This window comes from Salmonella sp. SAL04162 (assembly GCF_046551535.1).
Taxonomy (GTDB): domain Bacteria; phylum Pseudomonadota; class Gammaproteobacteria; order Enterobacterales; family Enterobacteriaceae; genus Salmonella; species Salmonella enterica.
The window spans coordinates 438,896-463,245 of record NZ_JBGDVX010000001.1 but is presented as its reverse complement, the minus strand read 5'-3'; the positions used below and the strand labels follow the sequence as shown (position 1 = coordinate 463,245).

At 50.8% G+C, this 24,350-nt stretch carries 26 protein-coding genes and 1 riboswitch; of the genes, 12 read left to right on the top strand and 14 right to left on the bottom strand.

From position 1 onward, the window contains the following. Positions 1-13: 13 nt before the first annotated feature. From manX to mntP, 5 genes are all read left to right on the top strand, one after another. Positions 14-982 (top strand): PTS mannose transporter subunit IIAB, encoded by a 969-nt coding sequence (manX, locus tag ACLJRH_RS02535; RefSeq protein ID WP_000150523.1) that lies wholly within the window; start codon positions 14-16, stop codon positions 980-982. Positions 983-1,034: 52 nt separating this feature from the next. Next, entirely contained in the window at positions 1,035-1,835 is an 801-nt protein-coding gene (manY, locus tag ACLJRH_RS02530; protein ID WP_000406918.1) for a PTS mannose transporter subunit IIC, read from the top strand. 12 nt (positions 1,836-1,847) lie between these two features. After that, positions 1,848-2,699, top strand: coding sequence for a PTS mannose transporter subunit IID (locus ACLJRH_RS02525; RefSeq protein WP_001518647.1), 852 nt, complete (start codon positions 1,848-1,850; stop codon positions 2,697-2,699). Positions 2,700-2,757: 58 nt separating this feature from the next. Next, positions 2,758-3,216 (top strand): DUF986 family protein, encoded by a 459-nt coding sequence (locus ACLJRH_RS02520; protein WP_000156280.1) that lies wholly within the window; start codon positions 2,758-2,760, stop codon positions 3,214-3,216. 196 nt (positions 3,217-3,412) lie between these two features. Next, a riboswitch (yybP-ykoY riboswitch) is annotated at positions 3,413-3,514 on the top strand. Between the two features lie 111 nt (positions 3,515-3,625). Then, positions 3,626-4,192, top strand: coding sequence for a manganese efflux pump MntP (gene mntP / locus ACLJRH_RS02515; protein WP_001518359.1), 567 nt, complete (start codon positions 3,626-3,628; stop codon positions 4,190-4,192). Here mntP and rlmA read toward each other — a convergent pair. The 6 genes from rlmA to mgrB all read right to left on the bottom strand — a co-directional run bounded on the left by rlmA (position 4,189) and on the right by mgrB (position 8,544). Further along, on the bottom strand, positions 4,189-4,998 hold the full coding sequence (gene rlmA / locus ACLJRH_RS02510) for a 23S rRNA (guanine(745)-N(1))-methyltransferase (protein ID WP_000010925.1): 810 nt from the start codon (positions 4,996-4,998) through the stop codon (positions 4,189-4,191). The two genes, mntP and rlmA, sit on opposite strands and share 4 nt — an antisense overlap. 65 nt (positions 4,999-5,063) lie before the next feature. After that, complete coding sequence (gene ftsI, locus ACLJRH_RS02505; RefSeq protein WP_000730322.1) at positions 5,064-6,809, bottom strand: peptidoglycan glycosyltransferase FtsI; 1,746 nt, start codon at positions 6,807-6,809, stop codon at positions 5,064-5,066. A 219-nt stretch (positions 6,810-7,028) separates the two neighbouring features. Further along, complete coding sequence (cspE, locus tag ACLJRH_RS02500) at positions 7,029-7,238, bottom strand: transcription antiterminator/RNA stability regulator CspE (RefSeq protein ID WP_001062678.1); 210 nt, start codon at positions 7,236-7,238, stop codon at positions 7,029-7,031. A gap of 12 nt (positions 7,239-7,250) precedes the next feature. Next, positions 7,251-7,394: a DUF2627 domain-containing protein gene (locus tag ACLJRH_RS02495; RefSeq protein ID WP_001537930.1), complete on the bottom strand. Its 144-nt coding sequence runs from the start codon at positions 7,392-7,394 to the stop codon at positions 7,251-7,253. A gap of 648 nt (positions 7,395-8,042) precedes the next feature. Beyond that, positions 8,043-8,330: a YebO family protein gene (locus ACLJRH_RS02490; RefSeq protein WP_001000660.1), complete on the bottom strand. Its 288-nt coding sequence runs from the start codon at positions 8,328-8,330 to the stop codon at positions 8,043-8,045. Between the two features lie 70 nt (positions 8,331-8,400). Continuing rightward, a complete protein-coding gene (gene mgrB / locus ACLJRH_RS02485; protein WP_000714547.1) occupies positions 8,401-8,544 on the bottom strand; it encodes a PhoP/PhoQ regulator MgrB in 144 nt (47 codons plus the stop codon). Between the two features lie 157 nt (positions 8,545-8,701). Here mgrB and yobH point away from each other — a divergent pair, with 157 nt between their 5' ends. Continuing rightward, a complete protein-coding gene (gene yobH, locus ACLJRH_RS02480) occupies positions 8,702-8,941 on the top strand; it encodes an invasion protein YobH (RefSeq protein ID WP_001236778.1) in 240 nt (79 codons plus the stop codon). A 211-nt stretch (positions 8,942-9,152) separates the two neighbouring features. Here yobH and kdgR read toward each other — a convergent pair whose 3' ends face one another. Next, positions 9,153-9,944, bottom strand: coding sequence for a DNA-binding transcriptional regulator KdgR (kdgR, locus tag ACLJRH_RS02475; RefSeq protein ID WP_001262196.1), 792 nt, complete (start codon positions 9,942-9,944; stop codon positions 9,153-9,155). 175 nt (positions 9,945-10,119) lie between these two features. Between kdgR and ACLJRH_RS02470 the strand changes: the two genes are divergently transcribed. Further along, on the top strand, positions 10,120-11,493 hold the full coding sequence (locus ACLJRH_RS02470) for an MFS transporter (RefSeq protein ID WP_000416139.1): 1,374 nt from the start codon (positions 10,120-10,122) through the stop codon (positions 11,491-11,493). A gap of 47 nt (positions 11,494-11,540) precedes the next feature. On the opposite strand, the gene htpX is transcribed toward ACLJRH_RS02470, so the two are convergent. The 4 genes from htpX to ACLJRH_RS02450 all read right to left on the bottom strand — a co-directional run bounded on the left by htpX (position 11,541) and on the right by ACLJRH_RS02450 (position 15,965). Then, a complete protein-coding gene (htpX, locus tag ACLJRH_RS02465) occupies positions 11,541-12,422 on the bottom strand; it encodes a protease HtpX (RefSeq protein ID WP_000984498.1) in 882 nt (293 codons plus the stop codon). Between the two features lie 193 nt (positions 12,423-12,615). After that, positions 12,616-14,664, bottom strand: a complete 2,049-nt coding sequence (gene prc, locus ACLJRH_RS02460) for a carboxy terminal-processing peptidase (RefSeq protein WP_001091241.1) — start codon at positions 14,662-14,664, stop codon at positions 12,616-12,618. A 19-nt stretch (positions 14,665-14,683) separates the two neighbouring features. Beyond that, positions 14,684-15,370 (bottom strand): RNA chaperone ProQ, encoded by a 687-nt coding sequence (proQ, locus tag ACLJRH_RS02455; protein ID WP_000431401.1) that lies wholly within the window; start codon positions 15,368-15,370, stop codon positions 14,684-14,686. Between the two features lie 97 nt (positions 15,371-15,467). Then, positions 15,468-15,965, bottom strand: coding sequence for a GAF domain-containing protein (locus ACLJRH_RS02450; protein WP_001518229.1), 498 nt, complete (start codon positions 15,963-15,965; stop codon positions 15,468-15,470). Between the two features lie 128 nt (positions 15,966-16,093). Here ACLJRH_RS02450 and yebS point away from each other — a divergent pair, with 128 nt between their 5' ends. From yebS to ACLJRH_RS02425, 5 genes are all read left to right on the top strand, one after another. Further along, positions 16,094-17,377 carry a membrane integrity lipid transport subunit YebS gene (gene yebS / locus ACLJRH_RS02445; RefSeq protein WP_001207293.1) on the top strand — a complete coding sequence of 428 codons (1,284 nt, stop codon included), beginning with the start codon at positions 16,094-16,096 and terminating at the stop codon, positions 17,375-17,377. Further along, a complete protein-coding gene (locus ACLJRH_RS02440; protein ID WP_001521100.1) occupies positions 17,346-19,979 on the top strand; it encodes a PqiB family protein in 2,634 nt (877 codons plus the stop codon). The genes yebS and ACLJRH_RS02440 overlap by 32 nt, the downstream gene beginning before the upstream one ends. Positions 19,980-20,056: 77 nt before the next feature. Continuing rightward, positions 20,057-21,496 (top strand): 16S rRNA (cytosine(1407)-C(5))-methyltransferase RsmF, encoded by a 1,440-nt coding sequence (rsmF, locus tag ACLJRH_RS02435; protein ID WP_001633706.1) that lies wholly within the window; start codon positions 20,057-20,059, stop codon positions 21,494-21,496. A gap of 117 nt (positions 21,497-21,613) precedes the next feature. Next, the gene (locus ACLJRH_RS02430) at positions 21,614-21,850 is read left to right on the top strand and encodes a YebV family protein (protein WP_024131167.1); all 237 of its coding nucleotides are present in this window, start codon (positions 21,614-21,616) and stop codon (positions 21,848-21,850) included. A 110-nt stretch (positions 21,851-21,960) separates the two neighbouring features. Beyond that, on the top strand, positions 21,961-22,152 hold the full coding sequence (locus ACLJRH_RS02425) for a YebW family protein (protein ID WP_000457838.1): 192 nt from the start codon (positions 21,961-21,963) through the stop codon (positions 22,150-22,152). 18 nt (positions 22,153-22,170) lie between these two features. Here the strand turns inward: ACLJRH_RS02425 and pphA are convergent, their stop codons facing one another. The 3 genes from pphA to sopE2 form a co-directional block, all read right to left on the bottom strand. After that, on the bottom strand, positions 22,171-22,821 hold the full coding sequence (gene pphA / locus ACLJRH_RS02420) for a protein-serine/threonine phosphatase (RefSeq protein WP_000986166.1): 651 nt from the start codon (positions 22,819-22,821) through the stop codon (positions 22,171-22,173). 224 nt (positions 22,822-23,045) lie between these two features. Further along, positions 23,046-23,210 (bottom strand): hypothetical protein, encoded by a 165-nt coding sequence (locus tag ACLJRH_RS02415; protein WP_001134850.1) that lies wholly within the window; start codon positions 23,208-23,210, stop codon positions 23,046-23,048. Between the two features lie 284 nt (positions 23,211-23,494). Then, positions 23,495-24,217 carry an SPI-1 type III secretion system guanine nucleotide exchange factor SopE2 gene (gene sopE2, locus ACLJRH_RS02410; RefSeq protein WP_000182069.1) on the bottom strand — a complete coding sequence of 241 codons (723 nt, stop codon included), beginning with the start codon at positions 24,215-24,217 and terminating at the stop codon, positions 23,495-23,497. Between the last annotated feature and the right edge of the window lie 133 nt (positions 24,218-24,350).

The window sequence follows — 24,350 nt, the reverse complement described above, 5'->3', positions numbered from 1 at the left end:
AAGGAGGTAGCAAGTGACCATTGCTATTGTTATAGGCACACATGGTTGGGCTGCAGAGCAGTTACTTAAAACAGCCGAAATGCTGTTAGGCGAGCAGGAAAACGTCGGCTGGATCGATTTCGTTCCTGGCGAAAATGCCGAAACGCTGATCGAAAAGTACAACGCTCAGTTGGCTAAACTCGATACCAGTAAAGGCGTGCTATTTCTCGTTGATACATGGGGAGGCAGTCCGTTTAATGCTGCCAGCCGCATTGTCGTCGATAAAGAGCGCTATGAAGTTATTGCCGGCGTCAACATCCCGATGCTGGTCGAAACGTTTATGGCTCGTGACGACGATCCGAGCTTTGACGAGCTGGTCGCACTGGCGGTAGAAACCGGTCGTGAAGGCGTAAAAGCGCTGAAAGCGAAACCGGTAGAAAAAGCCGCGCCAGCGCCAGTCGCCGCCGCGCCAAAAGCGGCCACGCCGGCAAAACCGATGGGCCCGAATGATTATATGGTCATCGGGCTTGCCCGTATTGATGACCGCCTCATTCACGGTCAGGTCGCTACCCGCTGGACCAAAGAGACCAATGTCAGCCGTATTATTGTTGTGAGCGATGAAGTCGCGGCGGATACCGTACGTAAAACGCTGCTGACGCAAGTTGCGCCGCCGGGCGTTACGGCGCATGTGGTTGACGTCGCGAAGATGATTCGCGTCTACAATAACCCGAAATACGCCGGTGAACGCGTGATGCTTCTGTTTACCAATCCTACCGACGTCGAGCGCATCGTTGAGGGCGGCGTGAAAGTCACTTCCGTGAACATTGGCGGTATGGCCTATCGTCAAGGTAAAACGCAGGTGAACAACGCCGTTTCCGTCGATGAAAAGGATATCGAAGCCTTTAAAAAGCTCAACGAGCGCGGCATCGAGCTTGAGGTGCGTAAAGTTTCCACCGATCCGAAACTGAAAATGATGGATTTAATTGCCAAAGTGGCGAAATAACCGCCGGCATTTAATTAGCTTTCACACTTAAGATAGCAATAGGAGAAGTACAATGGAGATTACCACTCTTCAGATTGTGCTGGTGTTCATCGTCGCATGTATCGCAGGTATGGAGTCGGTACTTGATGAATTTCAGTTCCACCGTCCGCTGATCGCCTGTACCTTAATCGGCGCCGTTCTGGGGGACATGAAAACCGGTATTATCATCGGCGGTACTCTGGAAATGATCGCTCTGGGCTGGATGAACATCGGTGCTGCCGTTGCGCCTGATGCCGCACTGGCGTCCATCATCTCTACCGTTCTGGTCATCGCCGGGCATCAAAGCATTGGCGCCGGTATCGCGCTGGCGATTCCGCTGGCGGCGGCAGGCCAGGTACTGACCATTATCGTTCGTACCATCACCGTGGCATTCCAGCACGCGGCGGACAAGGCGGCTGAAAACGGCAACCTGACGGCGCTCTCCTGGCTGCACGTTTCTTCTCTGTTCCTGCAGGCAATGCGTATCGCTATCCCGGCGGTTATCGTTGCCATCTCCGTAGGCACCAGCGAAGTACAGGGAATGCTGAATGCGATTCCTGAAGTCGTCACAGGCGGTCTGAACATCGCTGGCGGCATGATCGTCGTGGTTGGTTATGCGATGGTTATCAACATGATGCGCGCAGGCTACCTGATGCCGTTCTTCTACCTCGGTTTCGTCACCGCGGCTTTCACAAACTTCAACCTGGTCGCACTGGGTGTCATCGGCGCAGTGATGGCTATTCTTTACATCCAGCTGAGCCCGAAATACAACCGTGTAGCGGGCGCGCCTGCAGCGGCTGCTGGCAATAACGATCTCGACAACGAACTGGACTAACAGGTGAGCGAAATGGTTGATATGACTAAAACTACCACCGAGAAAAAACTCACTCCGAGCGATATTCGCGGCGTATTTCTTCGTTCTAACCTGTTCCAGGGGTCATGGAACTTCGAACGTATGCAAGCGCTGGGCTTCTGCTTCTCTATGGTGCCGGCGATTCGTCGCCTGTATCCGGAGAATAATGACGCGCGTAAACAGGCGATTAAACGTCACCTGGAGTTCTTTAACACTCATCCTTACGTTGCGGCGCCGGTACTGGGCGTGACCCTGGCAATGGAAGAAAAGCGTGCGAACGGCGCAGAGATTGACGATGGCGCTATCAACGGTATCAAAGTCGGTCTGATGGGACCGCTGGCAGGCGTCGGCGACCCTATCTTCTGGGGTACCGTCCGTCCGGTATTCGCGGCGCTGGGCGCAGGTATTGCGATGAGCGGCAGCCTGCTTGGTCCGCTGCTGTTTTTCATCCTGTTTAACCTGGTGCGTCTGGCGACCCGTTATTATGGCGTGGCTTATGGCTACCGCAAAGGCGTCGATATCGTTAAAGATATGGGCGGCGGCTTCCTGCAAAAACTGACTGAGGGGGCGTCAATCCTCGGCCTGTTTGTCATGGGGGCATTGGTTAACAAGTGGACGCATGTGAATATCCCGCTGGTGGTCTCCACCATCACCGGTCAGGATGGTCAGACACGCGTTACCACCGTGCAAACCATTCTCGACCAGCTGATGCCGGGGCTGGTTCCGCTACTGTTGACCTTTGCCTGTATGTGGCTGCTGCGTAAGAAAGTTAACCCGCTGTGGATTATCGTGGGCTTCTTCGTCATTGGTATCGCCGGCTACTCCGTAGGACTGCTGGGCCAGTAAGGCTGTTGTACACTACCGGGGCCAAACGGCCCCGTTTTTTTATTTCTCTGGAGGATAAATGACTATCACGGACCTGGTGCTGATTCTCTTTATTGCCGCATTATTGGCTTACGCTCTCTACGATCAGTTCATCATGCCCCGTCGCAATGGCCCCACTCTGCTTTCTATAGCCCTGCTTCGCCGTGGTCGCGTAGACAGCGTTATCTTCGTTGGGCTGGTCGCCATCCTTATTTATAACAACGTAACCAGCCACGGAGCGCAGATGACCACATGGTTATTAAGTGCGCTGGCGTTAATGGGGTTTTATATATTCTGGATCCGCACGCCACGGATCATCTTTAAACAACGTGGCTTTTTCTTCGCCAATGTCTGGATAGAATATAACCGTATTAAAGAGATGAATTTATCGGAGGACGGCGTACTGGTGATGCAATTAGAACAACGACGCTTGCTTATCCGTGTACGCAATATCGACGATCTGGAAAAAATATATAAGCTTCTTATTGAAAATCAATAACCTAAGATATAGCCTCAACTATGTTTTTCGAATTTTATTTCGAATCATAATATAGCTAAGGCTATATTTTCTATTGACCAATTGTTATTTAATTTAACGTTTTATTGATGAATAAATCTAAATGAAAATCGTTTTCAATTAGAAGACAAATAATATTTTATCGCTGTTGTTTTATATTCTAAAAATATGTTAATGTTGCGCCGTCAATTGGGGAGTAGCCGATTTCCAGACTCCGGAAATGTACGCGTCAACATACTCGTTGCAAAACGTGGCGCGTACGGACCAGCCGCCGCTGGTCAGGCGAGACCATAGGCGCATCAACTGCTGTGTATTTCGTCACAGAATGGCGACATGCATGTTTGCTGGGGGCAGTGATGTGTTTAATGGATACCCCGGTCAGGACGTTGTCATGCACTTTACTGCTACTGTTCTTCTCGCTTTCGGCATGTCGATGGATGCTTTCGCGGCATCAATTGGCAAAGGCGCCACCCTACATAAACCCAAATTCTCAGAAGCGTTGCGTACCGGCCTTATCTTTGGCGCGGTTGAAACGCTGACCCCGTTAATCGGCTGGGGGCTGGGGATATTGGCGAGTAAATTCGTTCTGGAGTGGAACCACTGGATAGCCTTTGTTCTGCTGATCTTTCTGGGCGGACGCATGATCATCGAAGGTATCCGCGGCGGTAGTGATGAAGACGAAACACCGTTACGCCGCCACAGCTTTTGGCTATTAGTCACGACGGCTATCGCGACCAGCCTCGATGCGATGGCGGTTGGCGTCGGTCTGGCGTTTTTGCAGGTAAACATCATCGCTACCGCATTAGCTATCGGTTGCGCCACGCTTATCATGTCCACCCTCGGAATGATGATCGGTCGCTTTATCGGCCCAATGCTGGGTAAGCGTGCTGAAATTCTCGGCGGGGTCGTACTGATAGGAATTGGCGTCCAGATCCTCTGGACGCATTTTCACGGTTAACGGTTACGCTGCCAGAGATGAAGGTTGAAATCCGTCTGGCAGCTAAGTCCGGTGCTGGCGGCCAGTTGTTCCCACACTTCTGGCCTGGCGCGCCAGGCAAATGGCGTCATTTGCAACAGTGCTACAGCCGCTTCGGCGGTGAGCTGCATGTGATAAGCAAGGCGGGTACTCTGCTGCAATGTGAATCCGTCGAGCTGCTCGGTATACGGCGCATGTAAACGCACCTCATCATAAATGAGCCCTTTTAGTTCCATCAGATGATGCGGTCCAGGCGTGGCGGTAACGACCCAACCACCAGGTTTCACCACGCGCGCCAATTCCTGCGCCTTACACGGGGCGTAGATTCTGATCACCGCATCCATTGACGCATCGGCAAAGGGCAGTCGATGGCTTGACGCCACACAAAACTTCACCTGCGAATAGCGCTTCGCCGCCGCTTTGATCGCCGTTTTAGCAACGTCCAGTCCAAACGTGGTAACTCCCGGCAACGCCTCGGCAAAAGCATGAGTGTAATACCCCTCGCCGCAGCCGATATCCAGAATCGCCGTGGCCGACTGATCCAGCCGCTCGCGCAACAGGTTAATCACGGCATCGCGCAGCGGCTGATAATGGCCCGCATCAAGAAACGCTCTCCTCGCCTGCATCATTTCGGCGCTGTCGCCCGGATCGCGCGAACGTTTATGCTGTACCGGCAGCAGATTGATGTAGCCCTCTTTCGCCACATCAAACTGATGGCGCTGTGGACATATAACGCTGTTATTAATCTGCGTAAGCGGCTGATGGCAAAGCGGACAGGTAAACGACATGACAACTCCGGACTGGGGCGCTAAAGGGCGCAAGTGTAACGCGAATTGCGCCCCGGGAAAATCCTTTACGAGCCCGGAACCGCAACGTGGCTGCCATGCATCACCAGAAGGTGATCTGAATCGGCTGGCATACCGTCTGGCTCAACATTTTCCAGCCGCAGCACATCGCCCATGATCTGGCTGAATACGGGCGCAGATACCGCGCCGCCATAATAAGCCCCGTTTTGCGGATTATTAATCACCACCACCAGCGCAAATCTGGGGTTACTTGCCGGCGCGACGCCTGCGGTATATGCCACATACTTATCGACGTATTTACCATCATCGCCAATTTTTTTCGCCGTCCCGGTTTTGACCGCAATACGGTAGTCTCTTACTGCGGCTTTTGTTCCGCCGCCGCCAGGCAACGCGACGCTCTCCATCATATGTTCCACCTCGTGCACCAGTTCTTCCGGCATTACCCGCGTGCCGATCACGGGCGGATCAACTTTGGTGATCGATAACGGACGGTAGATACCAAAGCTGCCAATCGTGGCATAAACATGCGCCAGTTGCAGCGGCGTCACCATTAATCCATAGCCAAAAGCGAAGGTAGCGCGATCTAAATCACTCCAGTAACGGCGTTTCGGTAATAACCCGCTGCTCTCTCCGGTGAGACCCAGTCCGGTAGGCACGCCGAAACCAAAGCTTTTATAAGTATCCATTAATTTCTGCACCGGCATCGCCAGAGAAAGGTGAGAAACGCCGGTATCGCTGGATTTTTGCAAAATGCCGGTTAATGTCAGTTCCGGGTAGTAACCGACGTCGCGGATACGGTGTCCATCAAGAGTAAAAGGATGGGTATCGATCACGCTGTCCGGCTGCACGATGCCCTGCTGTAACGCAGTCATAATGACCAATGGCTTCACAGTAGAACCGGGTTCGAAAGTATCGCTAATCGCGCGGTTACGAAAATCGTCCAACTGCGCGCCTTCACGGTTGTTCGGGTTGAAATCCGGGTAGCTCGCCATTGAGAGAATTTCACCCGTTGGGATGTTAATCAATACGGCAGCGCCGGATTCCGCTTTGTTCCAGATGACTGCGTTATCCAGCGCATCTTCGGTAACCGTTTGCAGACGTTCATCAATGCTAAGCTGAAGTTCATGAGCAGGAACCGGATTCACTTCCGTAATGTTCTCAATAACGTGACCAAATTTATCTTTACGCACCAGTCGGGAGCCCGGTTTTCCCGTCAGTTGCGCGTTAAAGCTCTTTTCAATACCTTCTATTCCCTGCCCGTCGATATTGGTAAAGCCGATCAAATTGGCCGCTACGTGTCCGGCAGGGTAAAAACGGCGCGACTCTTCCCGCAGGTTAATACCCGGTAGATTCAGTTTATCTATCCATTCGGCTTGCTGGGGTGAAACCTGGCGCGCAAGGTAGATAAAACGGCCTGCCGGGTTACTGTTTACCCGTTCCGCAAGCGTACTGAGCGACAGATGTAAGGCGCTGGCCAGCGCCTGCCAGCGCTCATTGTAGCCAACGCCGCCTTTGCTTATGATAGTCTTCGGATCGGCCCAGACAGCATTAACCGGAACGCTCACCGCTAAGGGCCGCCCTTCTCTGTCGGTGATCATGCCACGTGGAGAGGCCGTGGTCACTTCACGAAGCGAGCGCATATCTTCTTGTTTCACCAGTTTCGACGGCGTAACAATTTGCAACCATGCCACCCGCCCTAACAACAATGCCATACTGAGCAGAATGGCAGTGCAAAGTAGTGCAAAACGTATGGGCGTAAAATTACGGGTATCGCCGTCGCTTTTCTTTTTCACCTGATCTCCAGCCGAATCATTTTTCAGGTGATTGATTTAACGGGAAACGGACGGAAAAACCAGAAAAAACAATGCTAATAATATCGCGCCTTTGCAACAAATCGCTAACGAGAGCGCGTCCAGACACATTTTGAAGGATATTGAATTAAAAAGCCCCGCTTTTAGCGAGGCTTTATATCTGAGTCTGACGCGACAAACGCATCAAATCAGTGGTGTCGATCAGATAGCTGTTACGTTAACAGCAGCCGGACCTTTCTGGCCGTCCTGAATTTCGAACTCAACGTTCTGGCCTTCAGCCAGAGTTTTGAAACCATTGCCCTGGATAGCGGAGAAGTGTACGAACACATCTTTGCTGCCGTCAGCCGGAGTAATGAAGCCAAAACCTTTGGATTCGTTGAACCACTTAACTTGACCTTTAATCTTTGCCATTTGCAAAATTCCTTAGAGTGTTTTCTTTGCCCGTAGGCATAACATAGATAAAACTGAGACATTACTGCTTGAGGCACTAATATAAGGTTCGGCAGAGAAGCGGTATTCAACGTCAACGTGTTTACTCAGGACTTCTTTACTGAAAATGCCACACATAAACAGAACTGTACCTCGTTTAACCCAAAGCCTGTTATCACATACAACGTTAATTATGGCAAGCCATTTTTAAACGTGTCTCGATCCGTCGCACAAATTACGAGAACCTTCACAAATTGACAGCACGTTTATGCAACAAAGTTGCGAAAGATATATCCTCACGCGCTGACGGACTCCTGACAACGTCACTGCTGAAAAGCCATTTTTCTACCATAGCTCAATAACTTCGCTTCTTCCAGTGCATCAAATCACATTTAAAAGCTGTATTTTTCATATCACTTTTTATGCTGAGTTATGCATAAATTGTCACAATGATAAAAAACACCTTTTAATCAAAATAATAGAAAAGAAAAGCGATTTTCGACACCGCTTTTTGTGATGTTCTGCGTCTTTACAGAATGCCTTAAAATAATGAACAAACAATGACAATCCATAAAGAGAGAGAAACGTTTCGCTTTTAATAGAGAATGAGCGGTATCACAAAAATGCCATATGTCCATTTGTTATACATATAAAACTATGTTGCATATAAAGCCATATATTATGTAAGGTGTTGATGCTGTAGTATCAGTTGCAAACGGCAACGCGGAGAGATCCGACGGGGAAATGGGGCGTATGGCACTGGTGCCATTTGCGCCCCGGTAAGCATTATCGTTCTGCAACCAGACGAATGATGTCCTCATCTTCTTTCGGTTCGCTTGCCGCTGTTGCGGGTTCCGCTTCTTTTTCTGGTTCGTTTGCTTCGCAAAGACGGCGTAACAACGCGTTTTGCCGCTTCTGTTGATCCAATAACGCTTCGAGCAATTCTATCTGCTCGTTGGCACGGGAACTTGCCCGGTTGACAAAGAACCAGAGCGCCAGCCCCACCACCAGAACCACCATTGATACTATTAAAGATGCAAGAGAAAACGCACCAGAGTTTAAAACGTCGTTCATTTCACCACCTCGATGTAGAGACGTCATTCTACCACTGCTACACGGGAAGGAAATCTCTGGTGTAAAACGTTTACCAGGGAATAAATTTATTGATGGCGCAAATACCGCTGAAAAATTGTACATCCTGATCGCACATGATATTAAACACCTGCGCCCACAGCAACAGGCATACTACCACCACGATGCCGAGGACGACCCATCGAAATTTTTTCACTCCACTCTCCGATCTTACATCTTATGTCGCTAAATTATCATGAGTTACTTAAACCAGGAGTAACTGTAGCGGCATTATATGTTTTTAGGAATGATTCACTTGTTTCAATCAATGTACACGCTACTCTTATTCTAACTAAAAAAGAAAAGAGGTAGTAATGCGTTTGATCATTCGCGCAATTGTATTGTTTGCCCTGGTGTGGATAGGCCTGCTGATGAGCGGCTATGGCATCCTGGTGGGAAGTAAAGTGAACGCTGCGGGGCTGGGTTTACAGTGCCATTACCTGACCGCACGCGGCACCAGCACGGCGCAATATCTCCATACCAACAGCGGCATTATTGGCTTTTCCGACTGTCCCATTTTCAGAAAAAGCGCCACCGTGGTGGATAATGGCTAAGCGGCAATAAATAATTTCACAGTGAAACTATCACCAATAATTCCCCTATATTGGCTGTTGTTCATAAGTACTGTTAAATAATATTTTAATAACCGTTAAATAAGCCGACAGACATTATCTTCTTTTACGATTTCATCCCACCCGATGTTATAAAAAAAGCAGCTACATTTTTCGCAGCTGCTTTTTTTTAACGTCATGCTAATAACGTTGCTTAGAAGGGATAATCGTTGTAACCCATTTGTTCAGAAATTTTACGCGCGGCGGTGTGTAACATAGCCACATATTCCTGCAGGCGTTCTTCTGAAAAGCGCAGCGTCGGGAACGAAATGCTTAACCCTGCGATGACTACGCCAAAACGGTCAAATACCGGTACGCCGATACAACGTAACCCTTCTTCCTGTTCTTCGTTATCTTCACCGTAGCCTTGCGCACGCACCTCATCCAACAGCGGCAGCAACGCCTCAGTGCTGGTAATCGTGCGTCCCGTGCTTTGCTTATACTCAACGCCGTCGAGAATCTGCTTAACCTCATCACGGTCGCGCCAGGCCAGAAGCACTTTACCGATGGCCGTACTGTACAGCGGATTACGACGCCCAATACGTGAGTACATCCGCAGATTGTACATAGAGTCAATTTTATGGATATAGACAATGCTGTCTTCATCCAGCGCGCCAAGATGGATAGTTTCTTTTGTCAGACGAGACAGTTCACGCATCTGAATGTCCGCACTGCGGATGAGATCAACATTTTGCAAAGCTCGTGCGCCCAGCTCAAACAGCTTTAGCGTCAGAGAGTATTTTTCAGACTCCCCTTCCTGAGCCACGTAGCCCAGCGTTTTCATGGTTTGCAAAAAGCGATAAACGGTGCTTTTCGACATCATGACGCGCTGCGATAGCTCGGTAATCCCTATTTCACGCTCTTCACCCAGCGCCTGCAGAATGCCGAAAACTTTCAGCACAGAAGATACAGAATCAGGCTGCTTATCCAGATCTGCGTTTGCCATTTATCACCTCATTACGAGCGTTTTATAAAATTCAGAACGAGTTTTTATTATAATTTCACGCCAGGTCGCCCGCAATCCATCTTTGCTTACTTCGTTACAAATCTGCGACATAACAACTCAGTATTAATGCTAACATTATTATTCAGCTCATAATTCCCCTTATTACAAAATACTTATGGAAAAAACACGGGCCGATGGCCTGCCCCTCCCGCAGAGATACGGCGCTATCCTGACGATTATTATCGGTATTTCGATGGCGGTTCTGGATGGCGCAATCGCTAATGTCGCGCTGCCAACCATTGCGACTGATTTACATGCCTCCCCTGCCAGCTCTATCTGGATTGTCAATGCGTACCAAATCGCCATTGTCGTCTCACTACTTTCCCTGTCTTTTTTAGGCGACATGTTTGGTTATCGCCGGATCTATAAATGTGGTTTAGTGGTATTTCTGCTTTCATCATTGTTTTGCGCGCTTTCAGACTCGCTGCAGATGCTGACGCTGGCGCGCATCGCGCAGGGATTTGGCGGCGCGGCGCTAATGAGCGTAAACACGGCGCTGATTCGTCTTATCTACCCCCAGCGTCATCTGGGACGAGGCATGGGAATTAACTCTTTTATCGTCGCAGTCTCTTCCGCCGCGGGTCCGACGATCGCCGCGGCGATCCTGTCCATCTCATCATGGAAATGGCTGTTTCTGATTAATGTCCCGTTAGGTATCATCGCGTTAATTCTGGCCATACGCTTTTTACCAGCAAACATCGCCCATGACACTAAGCCGCGCTTTGACTTACCGAGCGCGGTAATGAATGCGCTCACATTTGGCCTGCTGATTACCGCATTGAGCGGATTTGCCCAAGGACAGTCGCTAACGTTGATTGGCGCAGAGCTGCTCGTTCTGGTCGTGGTCGGTTTTTTCTTCGTGCGCCGCCAGCTTTCTTTGCCCGTCCCCTTGTTACCCATCGACTTGTTACGCATTCCGCTTTTTTCACTCTCGATCGGCACGTCAATTTGCTCGTTCTGCGCGCAAATGTTAGCCATGGTCTCGCTACCTTTTTATCTGCAAACCGTGCTGGGCCGTAGCGAAGTAGAAACCGGCCTGTTATTGACGCCCTGGCCACTGGCAACGATGGTGATGGCGCCGCTGGCGGGATACCTGATAGAACGTCTTCATGCCGGTTTGCTGGGGGCGCTGGGAATGGTGATAATGGCAGCCGGGTTGTTTGCGCTGGTCATGTTGCCAGCCTCCCCCTCCGATCTGAATATTATCTGGCCGATGATCCTTTGCGGCGCAGGGTTTGGCCTGTTCCAGTCGCCGAATAATCACACCATTATCACTTCCGCGCCGCGTGAGCGCAGCGGTGGCGCCAGCGGGATGCTGGGCACGGCGCGACTGTTAGGCCAAAGTACTGGCGCCGCGCTGGTAGCGCTGATGTTGAACCAGTTTGGCGATAGCGGTACGCATCTTTCGCTGCTCGCAGCGGCGATCCTGGCGACTCTCGCGGCGGTAGTGAGCGGTTTACGTATTACGCAACCACGCGTTCAGGCGTAAAAAAAGCGCGTCATTCGACGCGCTTTTCATACTTGCCAGTGGGCTTATTATTTCAGGTACTCGCCGCTACGCAGCGCTTCAATGCGTTTATCCAGCGGTGGGTGCGTCATAAACAGCTCGCTTAACGATTTCGATTTACCGTTAATACAAAACGCCATCATGCTGGTCGCTTCTTGCGGCTCGTAGCTGGTTTTCAGGCGCTGCAACGCGGCAATCATTTTTTCACGGCCAACCAGCTTCGCCGATCCCGCATCGGCATGAAACTCACGGTAACGGGAGAACCACATGGTGATAATGCTCGCCAGAATACCGAAGACCAGTTCCAGCACCGTCGCAACGGCGAAATAGATTAGCGGATTACCGTTACTTCCTTCGCCCTCATCACGGTTGCCGCCCAGAAAACCAGCGGCAATTTGCGCGATAATGCGCGAAATAAAGATAACGAAGGTGTTAACCACCCCCTGAATCAACGTCATCGTCACCATATCGCCATTGGCAATATGGCTGATTTCATGCGCAATGACGGCTTCCGCTTCGTCAGGGCTCATGTTTTGCAACAAACCGGTGCTCACAGCGACCAATGAGGCGTCACGGCGTGCGCCCGTCGCAAACGCGTTAATGTCCGGCGCATGGTAGATAGCAACCTGCGGCATGGCGATACCGGCCTGGCGCGCTTGCGTTGCTACGGTGTTCATCAACCAGCGTTCTCTTTCATTGCGAGGCTGTTCAATAACTTCCCCTCCTACGGATTTTAACGCCATCCATTTGGACATCAGCAATGAAATAAAAGAACCGCCAAAACCAAACAGCAGCGCCATGATCAGCAAGCCTTGCACGCTGCTCGACTGTATCCCTGTCAGGCTCAGAACCAGCCCGAAAACGACCATCACGGCCAGGTTCGTCAGCAGGAAGAGCGCGATTCGCATCATAATTTTCTTTTAACCTCAATTTAACAAAGCGCACTATGCGATTACCCACATCGTATGGGTCTTATGGCTATTTTCAAGCATCACCAGGCGGTAAGTCACGAGAAAAACACAACTTTACATTTTGTAGCATTATCCTGACGACTTCTGCGCTTGTTAAAAAAAAACAGGCACAATTTTTTGTGCCTGTTTAGCGTTACTTATTGGCTGCCGCCTGCTCCGCTGGTTTTTCTTTTTCAAGATGCGCCAGGTCCAGAGCAATCTTCACCGTTTCATCAAGGTACGGGTCCGGCTCCTGGTAATCCTTTGGCAGATCGTCCAGTTTCTTCAGCAACGGTTTACCCTCGCGTTTAAACCGATCGTTAATACGCGCCAGACGCAGAGCGTCTTCTTCATTGTTCTCTTTCTCACGCTGCGCATAATTCAGAGAGACAATGTTGCGCTTATCCTTCATGGCATTGAAACGTGCGATATCCTTCATGATGTACTGGAACTCAGGATCTTTGGCGATACGCGCGTTGTGTTCTTTCAATAATTCCGGGCCAAACGGGGCCAAATCGTCCGATTTCACGTATTTCGCCGCATCAATGCTATCCCACGGCAAGGCGTTATCTTCAAATTTTTCTCCGGTTTCCGTCTCTTCATTGCCAGTCGGCATGATGATATCCGGCGTGACCCCTTTACGCTGCGTACTACCGCCGTTGACACGGTAAAACTTCTGAATGGTGTACTGCACCGAACCCAGCGCAGGCCATTCCGGGCGAAGCATCTGATCGTAAATTCGGTTTAGCGAACGATATTGTTGTACCGTCCCTTTACCGAAGGTCGGCTCACCGACAATCAGCGCGCGCCCATAATCCTGCATCGCGGCAGCAAAGATTTCCGATGCCGAGGCACTGAAACGATCGACCAGCACCACCAGCGGGCCTTTGTAGTAGACCACGCCGTCGGTGTCGCTATCCTCACGCACTTTGCCGTTATTGTCGCGCACCTGAACTATCGGACCAGAAGGGATAAACAGACCGGAAAGCGAAACGGCTTCCGTCAGCGCCCCGCCGCCGTTTGAACGCAGATCGATAACGATGCTGCTAACGTTCTGTTTTTCCAGCTTCTGAAGCTGAACTTTGACATCATCGGTCAAGCCAACATAGAAGCCTGGAATATCCAGTACGCCAACTTTTTCCTTGCCGACGGTTTTCACCGACATTTTAACCGCGCGATCTTCAAGACGAATCCGTTCACGCGTCAGCGTGATAATACGCGTTTTCGTCCCTTTACCAGCCGGCAGTATTTCCAGTCGGACCTTGCTGCCTTTTGGCCCTTTGATCAGCGCCACCACATCGTCAAGACGCCAGCCAATGACGTCGACCATCGGTTTTCCGGCCTGCCCTACGCCAACGATACGATCGCCGACGCTAATTGACTTACTCTTCGCTGCCGGGCCGCCGGCGACCAATGAGTTAATGACAGTATAATCGTCATCCATTTGCAGCACCGCGCCGATACCTTCCAGAGACAGGCTCATTTCGGTATTAAACTGCTCGGTATTGCGGGGAGAAAGATAATTCGTATGCGGGTCGATTTCACGCGCAAAAGCGGTCATCGCCAGCGAGAACACATCTTCACTGTTGGTCTGCGCCAGGCGACGAATAGCGAATTTGTAGCGACGCGTCAGCGTTTCGCGAATTTCTTTGTCGCTCTTGCCGGTGAGTTTCAGACTGAGCTCATCGAATTTCACTTTACCATCCCACAGCGCATTTAGCTCAGCCTCATCTTTCGGCCAGGGCGCTTTACTGCGGTCCAGGTTAAACGTATCGTTTCCGGTGAAATCCATTGGCCGCTCCAGCACTTTTAGCGCGTACTGGTAACGTTCAAACCGGCGCTTTTGCGCCAGGTTATAAAGATCGTAAAAAACATCCAGCTTACCCGTGCGCAGCTCATCGCCCAACACGGTTTTCTTTTTCGCAAACTGCTCGACATCGCTCGCCAACAAAACGTTGTGGCTATAGTCGAGAAGATTCAGATAGCGATCAAAAATCTTTGCCGAAAATGCCTCATCCAGATCGAACTGGCGATAATGGGAGCGGGTAAAACGCGACGTTACGCGCTCGCTCACCGTCGCATGTTGCGTCTCTTCCTTTAACACGGGAATTTGATCGGCACGCGTAATATCTTCCACGGCGAAGGACTGGCCTGCTAATGCAAGCAGGCCAGCTAACGCGGTAAGCCTAAAAAAAGTGTTCATGCCAGGCCTGGCCTCCGTTTCAGAACACCAGGTGTTCTGCGCGTACAATCAAAGACATACCCGAATTCAGCTGTACACGGACACCATCTTTGGTGATTTCTAATACGGTGGCATCCATCGCATTATTACCCGCTTTCACCTTGAGGGACTGCCCTACGGTCAATACTGAAATATCAGAAACCGGCGTGTGCTTCTCTTCGCGAGGCGCACGCGGCGCTTTCGTCGTCGGTTTATCAGCGCGAGGTTTACGTTCAGCGCCTTCTTTACGACGCGCTACCGGGCGAGGTTTACGCTCGCGTCGCGGCGCGTCTTCTTTTTCGCCAGCCGCCGCGGCAGCTTCGCGTTTTTTCGCTTGCTGCTCTGCGCGCTGCGCCTGAACACGGGCTTTGGCTTCTTCAAGCTGCTTACGCGCATGTTCGACATGCTGTTCTTCCAGCTCGCCGCACGGATTGCCATCAAGGTCGACGCGCGTTGCGCCCGGCTTAACGCCGTACAGGTAACGCCAGCTTGAAGTATAAAGACGTAAAGCGGAACGAAGTTGCGTTTTGCTGAGGTTCATTTCGCCCCCAACTCGCTCTACCAGATCCTGAAAAATACCAATTTTCAGCGGGCGAGCTTCGCCTTCCGCACTAAAACAGTGAGGAAAACGCTCGGCCAGAAACGCGATAACTTCTTTACTGCTATTCAACTTAGGTTGATTTTCCATGAAATTTCCTGATTACAACGGACGTAGCCAACAAGCAGCAGGCATGAACAGGCGTCATTATAATGACGCCATCAGTAATTGCTACGTTATCCGTTGATTATCCTGCGACGCTCGCAAAGAATTTTTTGTAATCCGTCGTTGCAAGCACGGTTTCAAGCTGTGCGACCAGCGTACGCAGGCCGTGTTCATCTTCTTCGGTAAAACGGCCAAACGCCGTGCTATCTATATCCAGCACACCGATAATCCGTTCGCCAACCGTGACAGGCAGCACAATTTCGGCGTTGCTGGCGGCATCACAGGCAATATGGCCGTCAAACGCATGAACATCATCAATACGTTGAACCTTATTCTGCGCTACCGCTGCGCCGCACACGCCGCGACCAACCGGAATCCGCACACAGGCGATTCGCCCCTGAAACGGCCCCAACACCAGCGTATCGCCTTCGAGGAGATAAAATCCTGCCCAGTTCACCTCGGTAAGACGTTCGAACAGTAACGCGCTGGTATTCGCCAGCGTGGCCAGAAAGCTGGTTTCACCTGCCATTAACGACTGAAAATCGCGGTTTAACGCCGCGTATAGTTCTGTTTTGCTCATTATATAATCACTTCGTGGTCTTACTCCTAAACACAGGCTATTAAAATAAGCATTAAATGCGTTCTTGCTCAAGATTATTCCTGTCATGAGTTAAGATTACATTATTCTAACACTTTGATTCACGATACATGGCTCTGAACACCTCACACGTCACGCCAACAAAAAAGCTAACGATCAGGTCAATTAGCGAAGCGCTGCCGCGCAGCCACTATCAGCGCTGCCCTGAATGCGACATGCTGTTCAGCTTGCCGGAGATGAGCGCTCATCAAAGCGCTTATTGTCCTCGTTGCCAGGCCAAAATTCGCGATGGGCGCGACTGGTCGCTGACGCGGCTGACCGCGATGGCGGTAACCATGCTGCTATTGATGCCGTTTGCCTGGAGCGAACCGTTACTCCATATCTACCTGTTGGGCGTACGCATTGATGCCAATGTGATGCACGGCATCTGGCAAATGACGCAGCAGGGCGATCCGTTAACCGCCGCAATGGTGCTCTTTTGCGTGGTGGGCGCGCCGCTTATTCTGGTTTTTTCAATTGCTTATCTGTGGTTTGGCAGCCTCCTCGGCATGAATCTGCGTCCAGTCCTGCTGATGCTGGAAAAACTGAAAGAGTGGGTGATGCTGGACATCTATCTGGTCGGTATTGGCGTTGCCTCTATCAAAGTGCAGGACTATGCCTTTCTGCAGCCGGGCATCGGGCTTTTAGCGTTCGTCTCGTTGGTGGTTCTTAGCATTCTGACTATGATTCATCTGAATGTGGAGCAACTATGGGAACGATTTTATCCGCAGCGCCCTGCTCAACGTGCGGACGAAAGATTGCGCGTCTGTCTTGGCTGCCACTTTAGCGGCTATCCGGATGCGAAAGGACGCTGCCCGCGTTGTCATATTCCGCTACGGTTACGCAGAAAACAGAGCATACAAAAGTGTTGGGCGGCCTTGCTGGCGTCTATTGTCTTTTTGCTGCCGGCAAACCTGCTGCCTATCTCGGTAATCTACATTAACGGCGGGCGTCAGGAAGATACTATCCTGTCGGGCATTATGTCGCTTGCCAGCAGCAATATCGCCGTCGCCGCCGTCGTTTTTATCGCCAGTATTTTGGTGCCGTTTACCAAAGTCATCGTGATGTTTACGCTACTGTTGAGTATCCATTTTAAATGCGAACAGGGACTGCGGACGCGAATTCTGTTGCTGCGTCTGGTGACATGGATAGGCCGCTGGTCGATGCTGGATCTTTTCGTTATCTCGTTAACCATGTCTCTGATTAATCGCGATCAGATTCTGGCTTTTACTATGGGACCGGCTGCGTTTTATTTCGGCGCAGCGGTAATTTTGACTATTCTTGCAGTGGAATGGCTGGATAGCCGCTTACTTTGGGATGCACATGAGTCAGGAAACGCCCGCTTCGAAGACTGAAGCGCAAATTAAAACCAAACGCCGTATTTCACCTTTCTGGCTGCTACCGCTTATCGCGCTAATGATCGCAGGGTGGCTAGTATGGGATAGCTACCAGGATCGCGGCAATAGCGTGACTATCGATTTTATGTCAGCGGATGGTATCGTACCAGGCCGGACTCCCGTTCGTTATCAGGGAGTAGAAGTCGGCACCGTGGAAGATGTCAGCCTGAGCAAAGATCTGCGCAAAATTGAAGTTCGCGTCAGTATCAAATCAGATATGGAAGATGCGTTGCGCGAAGAGACGCAATTCTGGCTGGTGACGCCCAAAGCCTCGCTGGCGGGCGTTTCCGGCCTGGATGCGTTGGTCGGCGGGAATTACATCGGTATGATGCCAGGTAAAGGCAAGCCCAGAGATCATTTCGTCGCCCTGGATACTCAGCCTAAATACCGGCTTAGCAACGGCGATCTGATGATTCATCTCAATGCGCCGGATCTCGGTTCGCTTAATAGCGGTTCACTGGTCTATTTCCGTAAAATCCCTGTCGGACGGGTGTATGACTATTCGATTAATCCTAACAAACAGGGCGTTACGATTGACGTTCTAATTGAGCGACGGTTTACCGATCTGGTGAAAAAAGGCAGCCGTTTCTGGAATGTCTCCGGCATTGACGCCGATCTAAGCCTGAGCGGCGCGAAGGTGAAACTGGAGAGCCTCGCGGCCCTGGTCAATGGCGCGATTGCGTTTGACTCGCCGGACAATTCCAAACCCGCCGCCCAGGATGACACGTTCGGCTTATATAAAGATTTAGCCCACAGCCAACGAGGGGTAATCGTTAAACTTGAGCTGCCCAGCGGAGACGGTCTGAAGGCGGAATCTACGCCGCTCATGTACCAGGGACTGGAGGTGGGTGAGCTTTCTAAACTGACGCTCAACCCTGGCGGTAAAGTCACTGGAGAGATGACCGTCGATCCCAGCGTTGTTCCGCTGATGCGGGAAAATACGCGCATTGAGTTACGCAATCCCAAACTGTCGCTAAGTGACGCGAATATCAGTTCGTTGTTAACCGGAAAAACCTTCGAGCTGGTGCCGGGCGACGGAGAACCGCGCAGTGAATTTGTGGTGGTGCCGGGTGAAAAAGCCCTGCTGCATGAGGCGAATGCCTTAACCCTGACGCTGACGGCCCCGGAGAGTTACGGCATCGAACCGGGCCAGCCGTTAATTTTACATGGCGTAAAAATTGGCCAGGTCATTGAGCGCAACTTATCCAGTAAAGGCGTGTCATTCATCGTCGCGATTGAACCGCAGCACCGGGATTTGGTACAGGGCGACAGTAAATTCGTGGTCAACAGCCGGGTGGATGTCAAAGTCGGCCTTGACGGCGTAGAGTTCCTCGGCGCCAGCGCCAGCGAGTGGATTGACGGCGGAATTCGTATTTTACCCGGTACGAGCGGGAAGATGAAATCCACCTACCCGCTCTATGCTAACCTGGAAAAAGCGCTGGAAAATAGCCTCAGTGACTTACCGACTACCACCTTAACGCTGACGGCCGAAACGTTGCCGGATGTCCAGGCAGGTTCCGTCGTGCTGTATCGAAAATTTGAGGTAGGCGAAGTCATCACCGTTCGCCCACGCGCCAATACCTTTGACATCGACCTGCATATTAAGCCGGAATATCGCCACCTGTTAACCAGCAATAGCGTGTTCTGGGCGGAAGGCGGCGCGAAGGTGCAACTTAACGGCAGCGGCCTAACGGTACAGGCCTCGCCACTCTCCCGCGCGCTGAAAGGGGCCATTAGTTTTGATAACCTGAGCGGCGCCAGCGCCAGTCGGCGCAAAGGCGATAAACGCATTCTTTATGCTTCAGAAACTTCCGCCCGCGCGGTAGGCGGACAAATTACGCTGCACGCGTTCGACGCCGGAAAACTGGCGGAGGGGATGCCAATTCGTTACCTCGGTATTGATATCGGCCAGATCCAGACGCTGGAATTGATCACCGCACGTAATGAAGTGCAGGCAAAAGCCGTCCTTTATCCGGAGTACGTACAGACATTTGCCCGCGCCGGGACACGTTTTTCCGTTATTACGCCACAAATTTCCGCGGCGGGTGTCGAGCATCTGGATACAATTCTCCAGCCCTATATTAACGTTGAGCCAGGACGCGGCGCGGCGCGGCGCGACTTTGAACTGCAGGAAGCCACGATTACCGACTCACGCTATCTGGATGGGTTAAGCATCGTCGTGGAGGCGCCAGAAGCAGGCTCGCTTAATATTGGCACCCCCGTCCTGTTCCGCGGTATCGAAGTGGGAACCGTCACCGGAATGTCCCTGGGGTCGCTCTCCGATCGCGTGATGATCACCTTGCGCATCAGTAAGCGTTACCAATATCTGGTGCGTAATAACTCCGTATTCTGGCTCGCCTCCGGCTATAGTCTCGACTTTGGTCTGACAGGCGGCGTGGTGAAAACGGGAACATTTAATCAGTTCATCCGTGGCGGTATCGCCTTCGCTACTCCACCTGGTACGCCACTGGCACCAAAAGCGCAAGCCGGTAAGCATTTCCTGTTACAAGAGAGCGAACCGAAAGAGTGGCGTGAATGGGGTACCGCTCTGCCACGTTAAACACCAGGCTCCGGCGTACTCGCGCCGGAGCGTTTTATGCTACACTGCGCGCCTGTTTTTTTGCCGGCGATACACCTGTGGCTCAACACGCTGTCTATTTTCCTGACGCTTTTCTGACGCAAATGCGTGAAGCAATGCCTTCCACGCTCTCTTTTGATGAATTTATTTCGGCCTGCCAACGCCCGTTGCGCCGCAGTATACGCATCAATACGCTTAAAATATCCGTGGCTGATTTCCTTGCCCTAATCGCGCCCTACGGCTGGTCGCTCACGCCAATTCCGTGGTGTCATGAAGGATTCTGGATCGAGCGCGATGATGAAGAGGCATTGCCGCTTGGCAGTACCGCTGAGCATTTAAGCGGCCTGTTTTACATTCAGGAGGCCAGTTCGATGCTGCCGGTCGCGGCCCTGTTCGCCGATGGTAATCATCCGCAGCGGGTCATGGATATGGCAGCGGCGCCTGGTTCCAAAACCACGCAGATCGCTGCCCGCATGGGGAACCGCGGCGCCATTCTGGCCAACGAATTTTCGGCCAGCCGCGTCAAAGTTCTGCACGCTAATATCAGCCGATGTGGAATCGCCAATACCGCACTGACGCATTTCGATGGCCGCGTATTTGGCGCTGCGTTACCGGAGATGTTTGACGCTATCCTGCTGGATGCGCCCTGCTCTGGCGAAGGCGTAGTACGTAAAGATCCTGATGCGCTAAAAAACTGGTCGCCAGAAAGCAATCTGGATATCGCGGCGACACAGCGGGAACTGCTCGACAGCGCTTTTCATGCTTTACGACCCGGCGGCACGCTGGTCTACTCCACCTGCACGTTAAATCGCCAGGAAAACGAAGCGGTCTGCCTCTGGCTGAAAGAGACCTACGCCGACGCCGTTGAATTTTTGCCGCTGGGTGATCTGTTTCCTGACGCTGACCGCGCCCTCACCCCGGAAGGCTTCCTGCACGTCTTCCCGCAAATTTACGACTGCGAAGGATTCTTTGTCGCACGTCTGCGTAAAATGTCATCCCTTCCAGCCATGCCCGCGCCGGGGTATAAAGTGGGGGCGTTTCCTTTTACCCCCCTCAAAGGCCGCGAAGCATTACACGTTACCCAGGCGGCCAACGCCGTCGGACTGCTATGGGATGAAAATCTCCATCTTTGGCAGCGTGAAAAAGAGGTCTGGCTATTCCCGGCAGAGATTGAATCACTGATCGGAAAAGTCCGTTTTTCCCGGCTCGGTATTAAGCTGGCTGAAAGTCATAATAAAGGCTATCGCTGGCAACATGAGGCGACGATAGCCCTTGCCTGCCCGACTCATGCTCACGCGTTCGAACTTTCTGCGCAAGAGGCGGAGGAGTGGTATCGCGGTCGGGATATTTATCCGCAAACACCCCCTGCCGCTGATGATGTCCTGGTGACGTTCCAGCATCAGCCGCTTGGTCTGGCAAAACGTATCGGCGCCAGAATAAAGAACAGTTACCCGCGTGAACTGGTACGTGATGGCAAACTCTTTACTGGTAACAGTTAAAAGGCGCACAAAAAAACCGCACTTTTTGACTGGCGCTTTTGCGTATGTTGACTACGCTGAAAAATGGACGGCTAAACTGGTCGTACCACAATTAGCGTATTAACGGAGAGCACGATGATGAAAACCAGTGTGCGCATTGGCGCTTTTGAAATCGACGATGCCGAATTACATGGCGAATCACCGGGGGAGCGAACGTTAACTATCCCCTGTAAATCCGATCCGGATTTATGTATGCAACTGGACGCCTGGGATGCCGAAACCAGCGTTCCCGCCATTCTCAACGGGGAACATTCCGTTTTGTTCCGTAATCATTACGATCCTAAATCTGATGCCTGGGTCATGCGTCTTGCCTGACTCAAAAAGAACCCGTCGCCAGGCGGGTTATTTATTCTTCCTTTTCTCATTTCCCCCCTGCGCTAACCTCTCCTACACTATCGTGTAAAGTAGTTAACATTGAGGATGTAATGTTCGCGCTGGTACTTTTTGTATGTTACCTGGATGGAGGATGCGAGGATATTGTCGTGGACATCTACGATACCGAGCAGCAATGTCTTTATTCGATGGACGATCAACGGATTCGCCATGGCGGCTGTTTTCCGGTAGAGGATTTTATCGACGGCTTCTGGCGACCTGCGCAGCAATATAGCGATTTTTAACCCTGGTCGCTGATACCGCTATTGTATCCGCGCTAACGTCAATTGCCCGCCAAATACCGCGCCCGTATCAATATAGTGTACGTTGGCAAAATCCATGCGCCGACGCAACGGCGTATGGCCAAACCAAAAATGATCGGCTCCGCTAATCCCGCCGCGCTTATTTATGAGCCGTTCGCGGCTCCAGAGAACCTGATGTAAATCGACCTTTTTTTGCCATTGATAGGTTGACGCTGGATAATCTGCATGAGCGATCACATGCGTGCTATGGCGGCAGCGAACTTCCAGTATCCAGGGCAGCCGCTGACAAAGGATAAAAAGCGCTTCAGCTTGCGCAGCGTGTTCAGCCGTCAGGCGGGTAAACCAGTCGCCACCATTCATCAACCACAGCGTCGACTGCGATGAGGCCCGCGCATCCAGCGCCATTTGTTCATGATTGCCGCGAACCGCCATCATCCAGGACTCACGCAGTAAAGCCAGGCAACCCAGGCTGTCCGGGCCTCTATCAATGAGATCGCCCACAGAAACTAACAAGTCTTGTTGCGGATCAAATCGACACTCACGTAACTTTTTCATTAACATTGAAAAACAGCCGTGGATATCGCCGACCACCCAGACATGCCGCCAATTCTTTGCCTCTATTCGCTGATAAATCTCTTCAGGCCGCATCATGTTTTTCCTGTCGTTCATTACCCAGGACAGATATAAAAAGATAGCGTGTGCAGATTTTTTTTGCTTAGTAAACGTGCTCTGTTGTAAATAGCGAATTTCATCAGTAGCGAGTAAATGCTTTGTTATCATCGCAATAAAATATAACTGGCTGCGCCAGGGGAGTGTTATCCCCTGGCGCAGCGAGCTACTCACTATCGCCTGTTCACGTTCAATATTCTTCCTCCTTAAAAACATATCGGAAACATAAACCACATATCGACACCACAGGCTTCAGCACACTCTTCAGCTGAGTGAGTTGCAAGGCAAACCAGCGCCAATGCAGGTGTCGTTACCGTGGCGACCATCGCCCCCACAAACAGGAGCAGCATAATTTTTTTTAAAGGCGGCATAACCTCTCCTGACAGTTAACAGACCATTAATCCTTATCGAGACATCATCCGTGCGCGGGTATCATAGACTTAACAACACGCAGCGTTACAAAAAAAGCTGTCTGGTTATACTGGTATTTAGAGTAATAACAATTATTTTAAGTTTTAAGGGTATCCATTTGATTTTTATATTAAAATAAATATGACGACGTTTTGTTAAAAGCGTCGCCATAAAAATGAATATATAGTTTCAGAAAATCTGCTATTAATTCATACGGTTAATAGCGGTATTGTGTTTGCTATCTTCAGGAGGCATTCTGAAGATACTTATTCGCAATATTTTCTATAGTTAACTGAAATTGTTGTGGCGTTGGCATCGTCCCCTTATTAAACAGCGGCGTAACTTCTTTCATAACGATTTTCTCAGCATGCGCTTTAAAAGACACCTGCTGATTATGATTTATAAACATATGCGGATATTTAATGCTCGCTGCAGCAATGAGGGGGACGACAAAAGGATTCGCCCCTGCCCCACCTGGAGTAAATACGCCGTTTTTCATCTCTCCAGGTAGCCCCGCATTCTGCGCAGCCTCTCCTATCTCTTTCAGAAATGGGGTAATACTGATCCCTTTACTGATGAGTAATTTACAACATTGATCTTTATTATTACTGTACACGGCTGCTAATATGGCTTCGCATGTCTGACGAGCATAGGCCGGATCTTTACTCGCATTACCTTTGATATCCAGGCTATTGAGCTTTTGCAGCATAAAATCTTTAACAGTTTTACTGGTTAATACTGCCCTCCCCTCAGAGGCGCTCCCACGATGAAAATGGGTAGTCGGTATGTCTGTTTGCAGATGCAGGCTAAAGCGATCTGACAAACTCGTCGACAGGCTGATAAAGCTATTTCTAACGGCAGTAATACTTTTTGCAAAAATGTCCTTCTCCGTTGTTTTTTCTTTTACTGGTTCAACGTCACTTCTATGGATTCTGTAGTGCTGGGTGGATAGTGTTATGTTAGTCACGGTAGTTCTCCTTTTAGATAACTATGCATAGCTACACTTTATTTATATTTCTTGCTTTCAAAAAATAGCCACCTTCTCCACAACCATTTTTACTCATTGATCTTTATAAATTTTATTTTCCTGATGGATTTTG

Excerpts from the sequence above, each read along its gene's own strand:
- ACLJRH_RS02470 (WP_000416139.1), top strand. The coding sequence starts at position 10,120 with ATGGAAAAAACACGGGCCGATGGCCTGCCCCTCCCGCAGAGATACGGC.
- ACLJRH_RS02440 (WP_001521100.1), top strand. The coding sequence starts at position 17,346 with ATGAGTCAGGAAACGCCCGCTTCGAAGACTGAAGCGCAAATTAAAACC.
- ACLJRH_RS02430 (WP_024131167.1), top strand. The coding sequence starts at position 21,614 with ATGAAAACCAGTGTGCGCATTGGCGCTTTTGAAATCGACGATGCCGAA.
- yebS (WP_001207293.1), top strand. The coding sequence starts at position 16,094 with ATGGCTCTGAACACCTCACACGTCACGCCAACAAAAAAGCTAACGATC.
- htpX (WP_000984498.1), bottom strand. The coding sequence starts at position 12,422 with ATGATGCGAATCGCGCTCTTCCTGCTGACGAACCTGGCCGTGATGGTC.
- ACLJRH_RS02490 (WP_001000660.1), bottom strand. The coding sequence starts at position 8,330 with ATGAACGACGTTTTAAACTCTGGTGCGTTTTCTCTTGCATCTTTAATA.
- ACLJRH_RS02520 (WP_000156280.1), top strand. The coding sequence starts at position 2,758 with ATGACTATCACGGACCTGGTGCTGATTCTCTTTATTGCCGCATTATTG.
- mntP (WP_001518359.1), top strand. The coding sequence starts at position 3,626 with ATGCACTTTACTGCTACTGTTCTTCTCGCTTTCGGCATGTCGATGGAT.
- kdgR (WP_001262196.1), bottom strand. The coding sequence starts at position 9,944 with ATGGCAAACGCAGATCTGGATAAGCAGCCTGATTCTGTATCTTCTGTG.
- prc (WP_001091241.1), bottom strand. The coding sequence starts at position 14,664 with ATGAACACTTTTTTTAGGCTTACCGCGTTAGCTGGCCTGCTTGCATTA.
- ACLJRH_RS02495 (WP_001537930.1), bottom strand. The coding sequence starts at position 7,394 with ATGTGTGGCATTTTCAGTAAAGAAGTCCTGAGTAAACACGTTGACGTT.
- ACLJRH_RS02425 (WP_000457838.1), top strand. The coding sequence starts at position 21,961 with ATGTTCGCGCTGGTACTTTTTGTATGTTACCTGGATGGAGGATGCGAG.
- rlmA (WP_000010925.1), bottom strand. The coding sequence starts at position 4,998 with ATGTCGTTTACCTGTCCGCTTTGCCATCAGCCGCTTACGCAGATTAAT.
- pphA (WP_000986166.1), bottom strand. The coding sequence starts at position 22,821 with ATGATGCGGCCTGAAGAGATTTATCAGCGAATAGAGGCAAAGAATTGG.
- ACLJRH_RS02450 (WP_001518229.1), bottom strand. The coding sequence starts at position 15,965 with ATGAGCAAAACAGAACTATACGCGGCGTTAAACCGCGATTTTCAGTCG.
- cspE (WP_001062678.1), bottom strand. The coding sequence starts at position 7,238 with ATGGCAAAGATTAAAGGTCAAGTTAAGTGGTTCAACGAATCCAAAGGT.
- ACLJRH_RS02525 (WP_001518647.1), top strand. The coding sequence starts at position 1,848 with ATGGTTGATATGACTAAAACTACCACCGAGAAAAAACTCACTCCGAGC.
- ACLJRH_RS02415 (WP_001134850.1), bottom strand. The coding sequence starts at position 23,210 with ATGCCGCCTTTAAAAAAAATTATGCTGCTCCTGTTTGTGGGGGCGATG.
- manY (WP_000406918.1), top strand. The coding sequence starts at position 1,035 with ATGGAGATTACCACTCTTCAGATTGTGCTGGTGTTCATCGTCGCATGT.
- yobH (WP_001236778.1), top strand. The coding sequence starts at position 8,702 with ATGCGTTTGATCATTCGCGCAATTGTATTGTTTGCCCTGGTGTGGATA.
- proQ (WP_000431401.1), bottom strand. The coding sequence starts at position 15,370 with ATGGAAAATCAACCTAAGTTGAATAGCAGTAAAGAAGTTATCGCGTTT.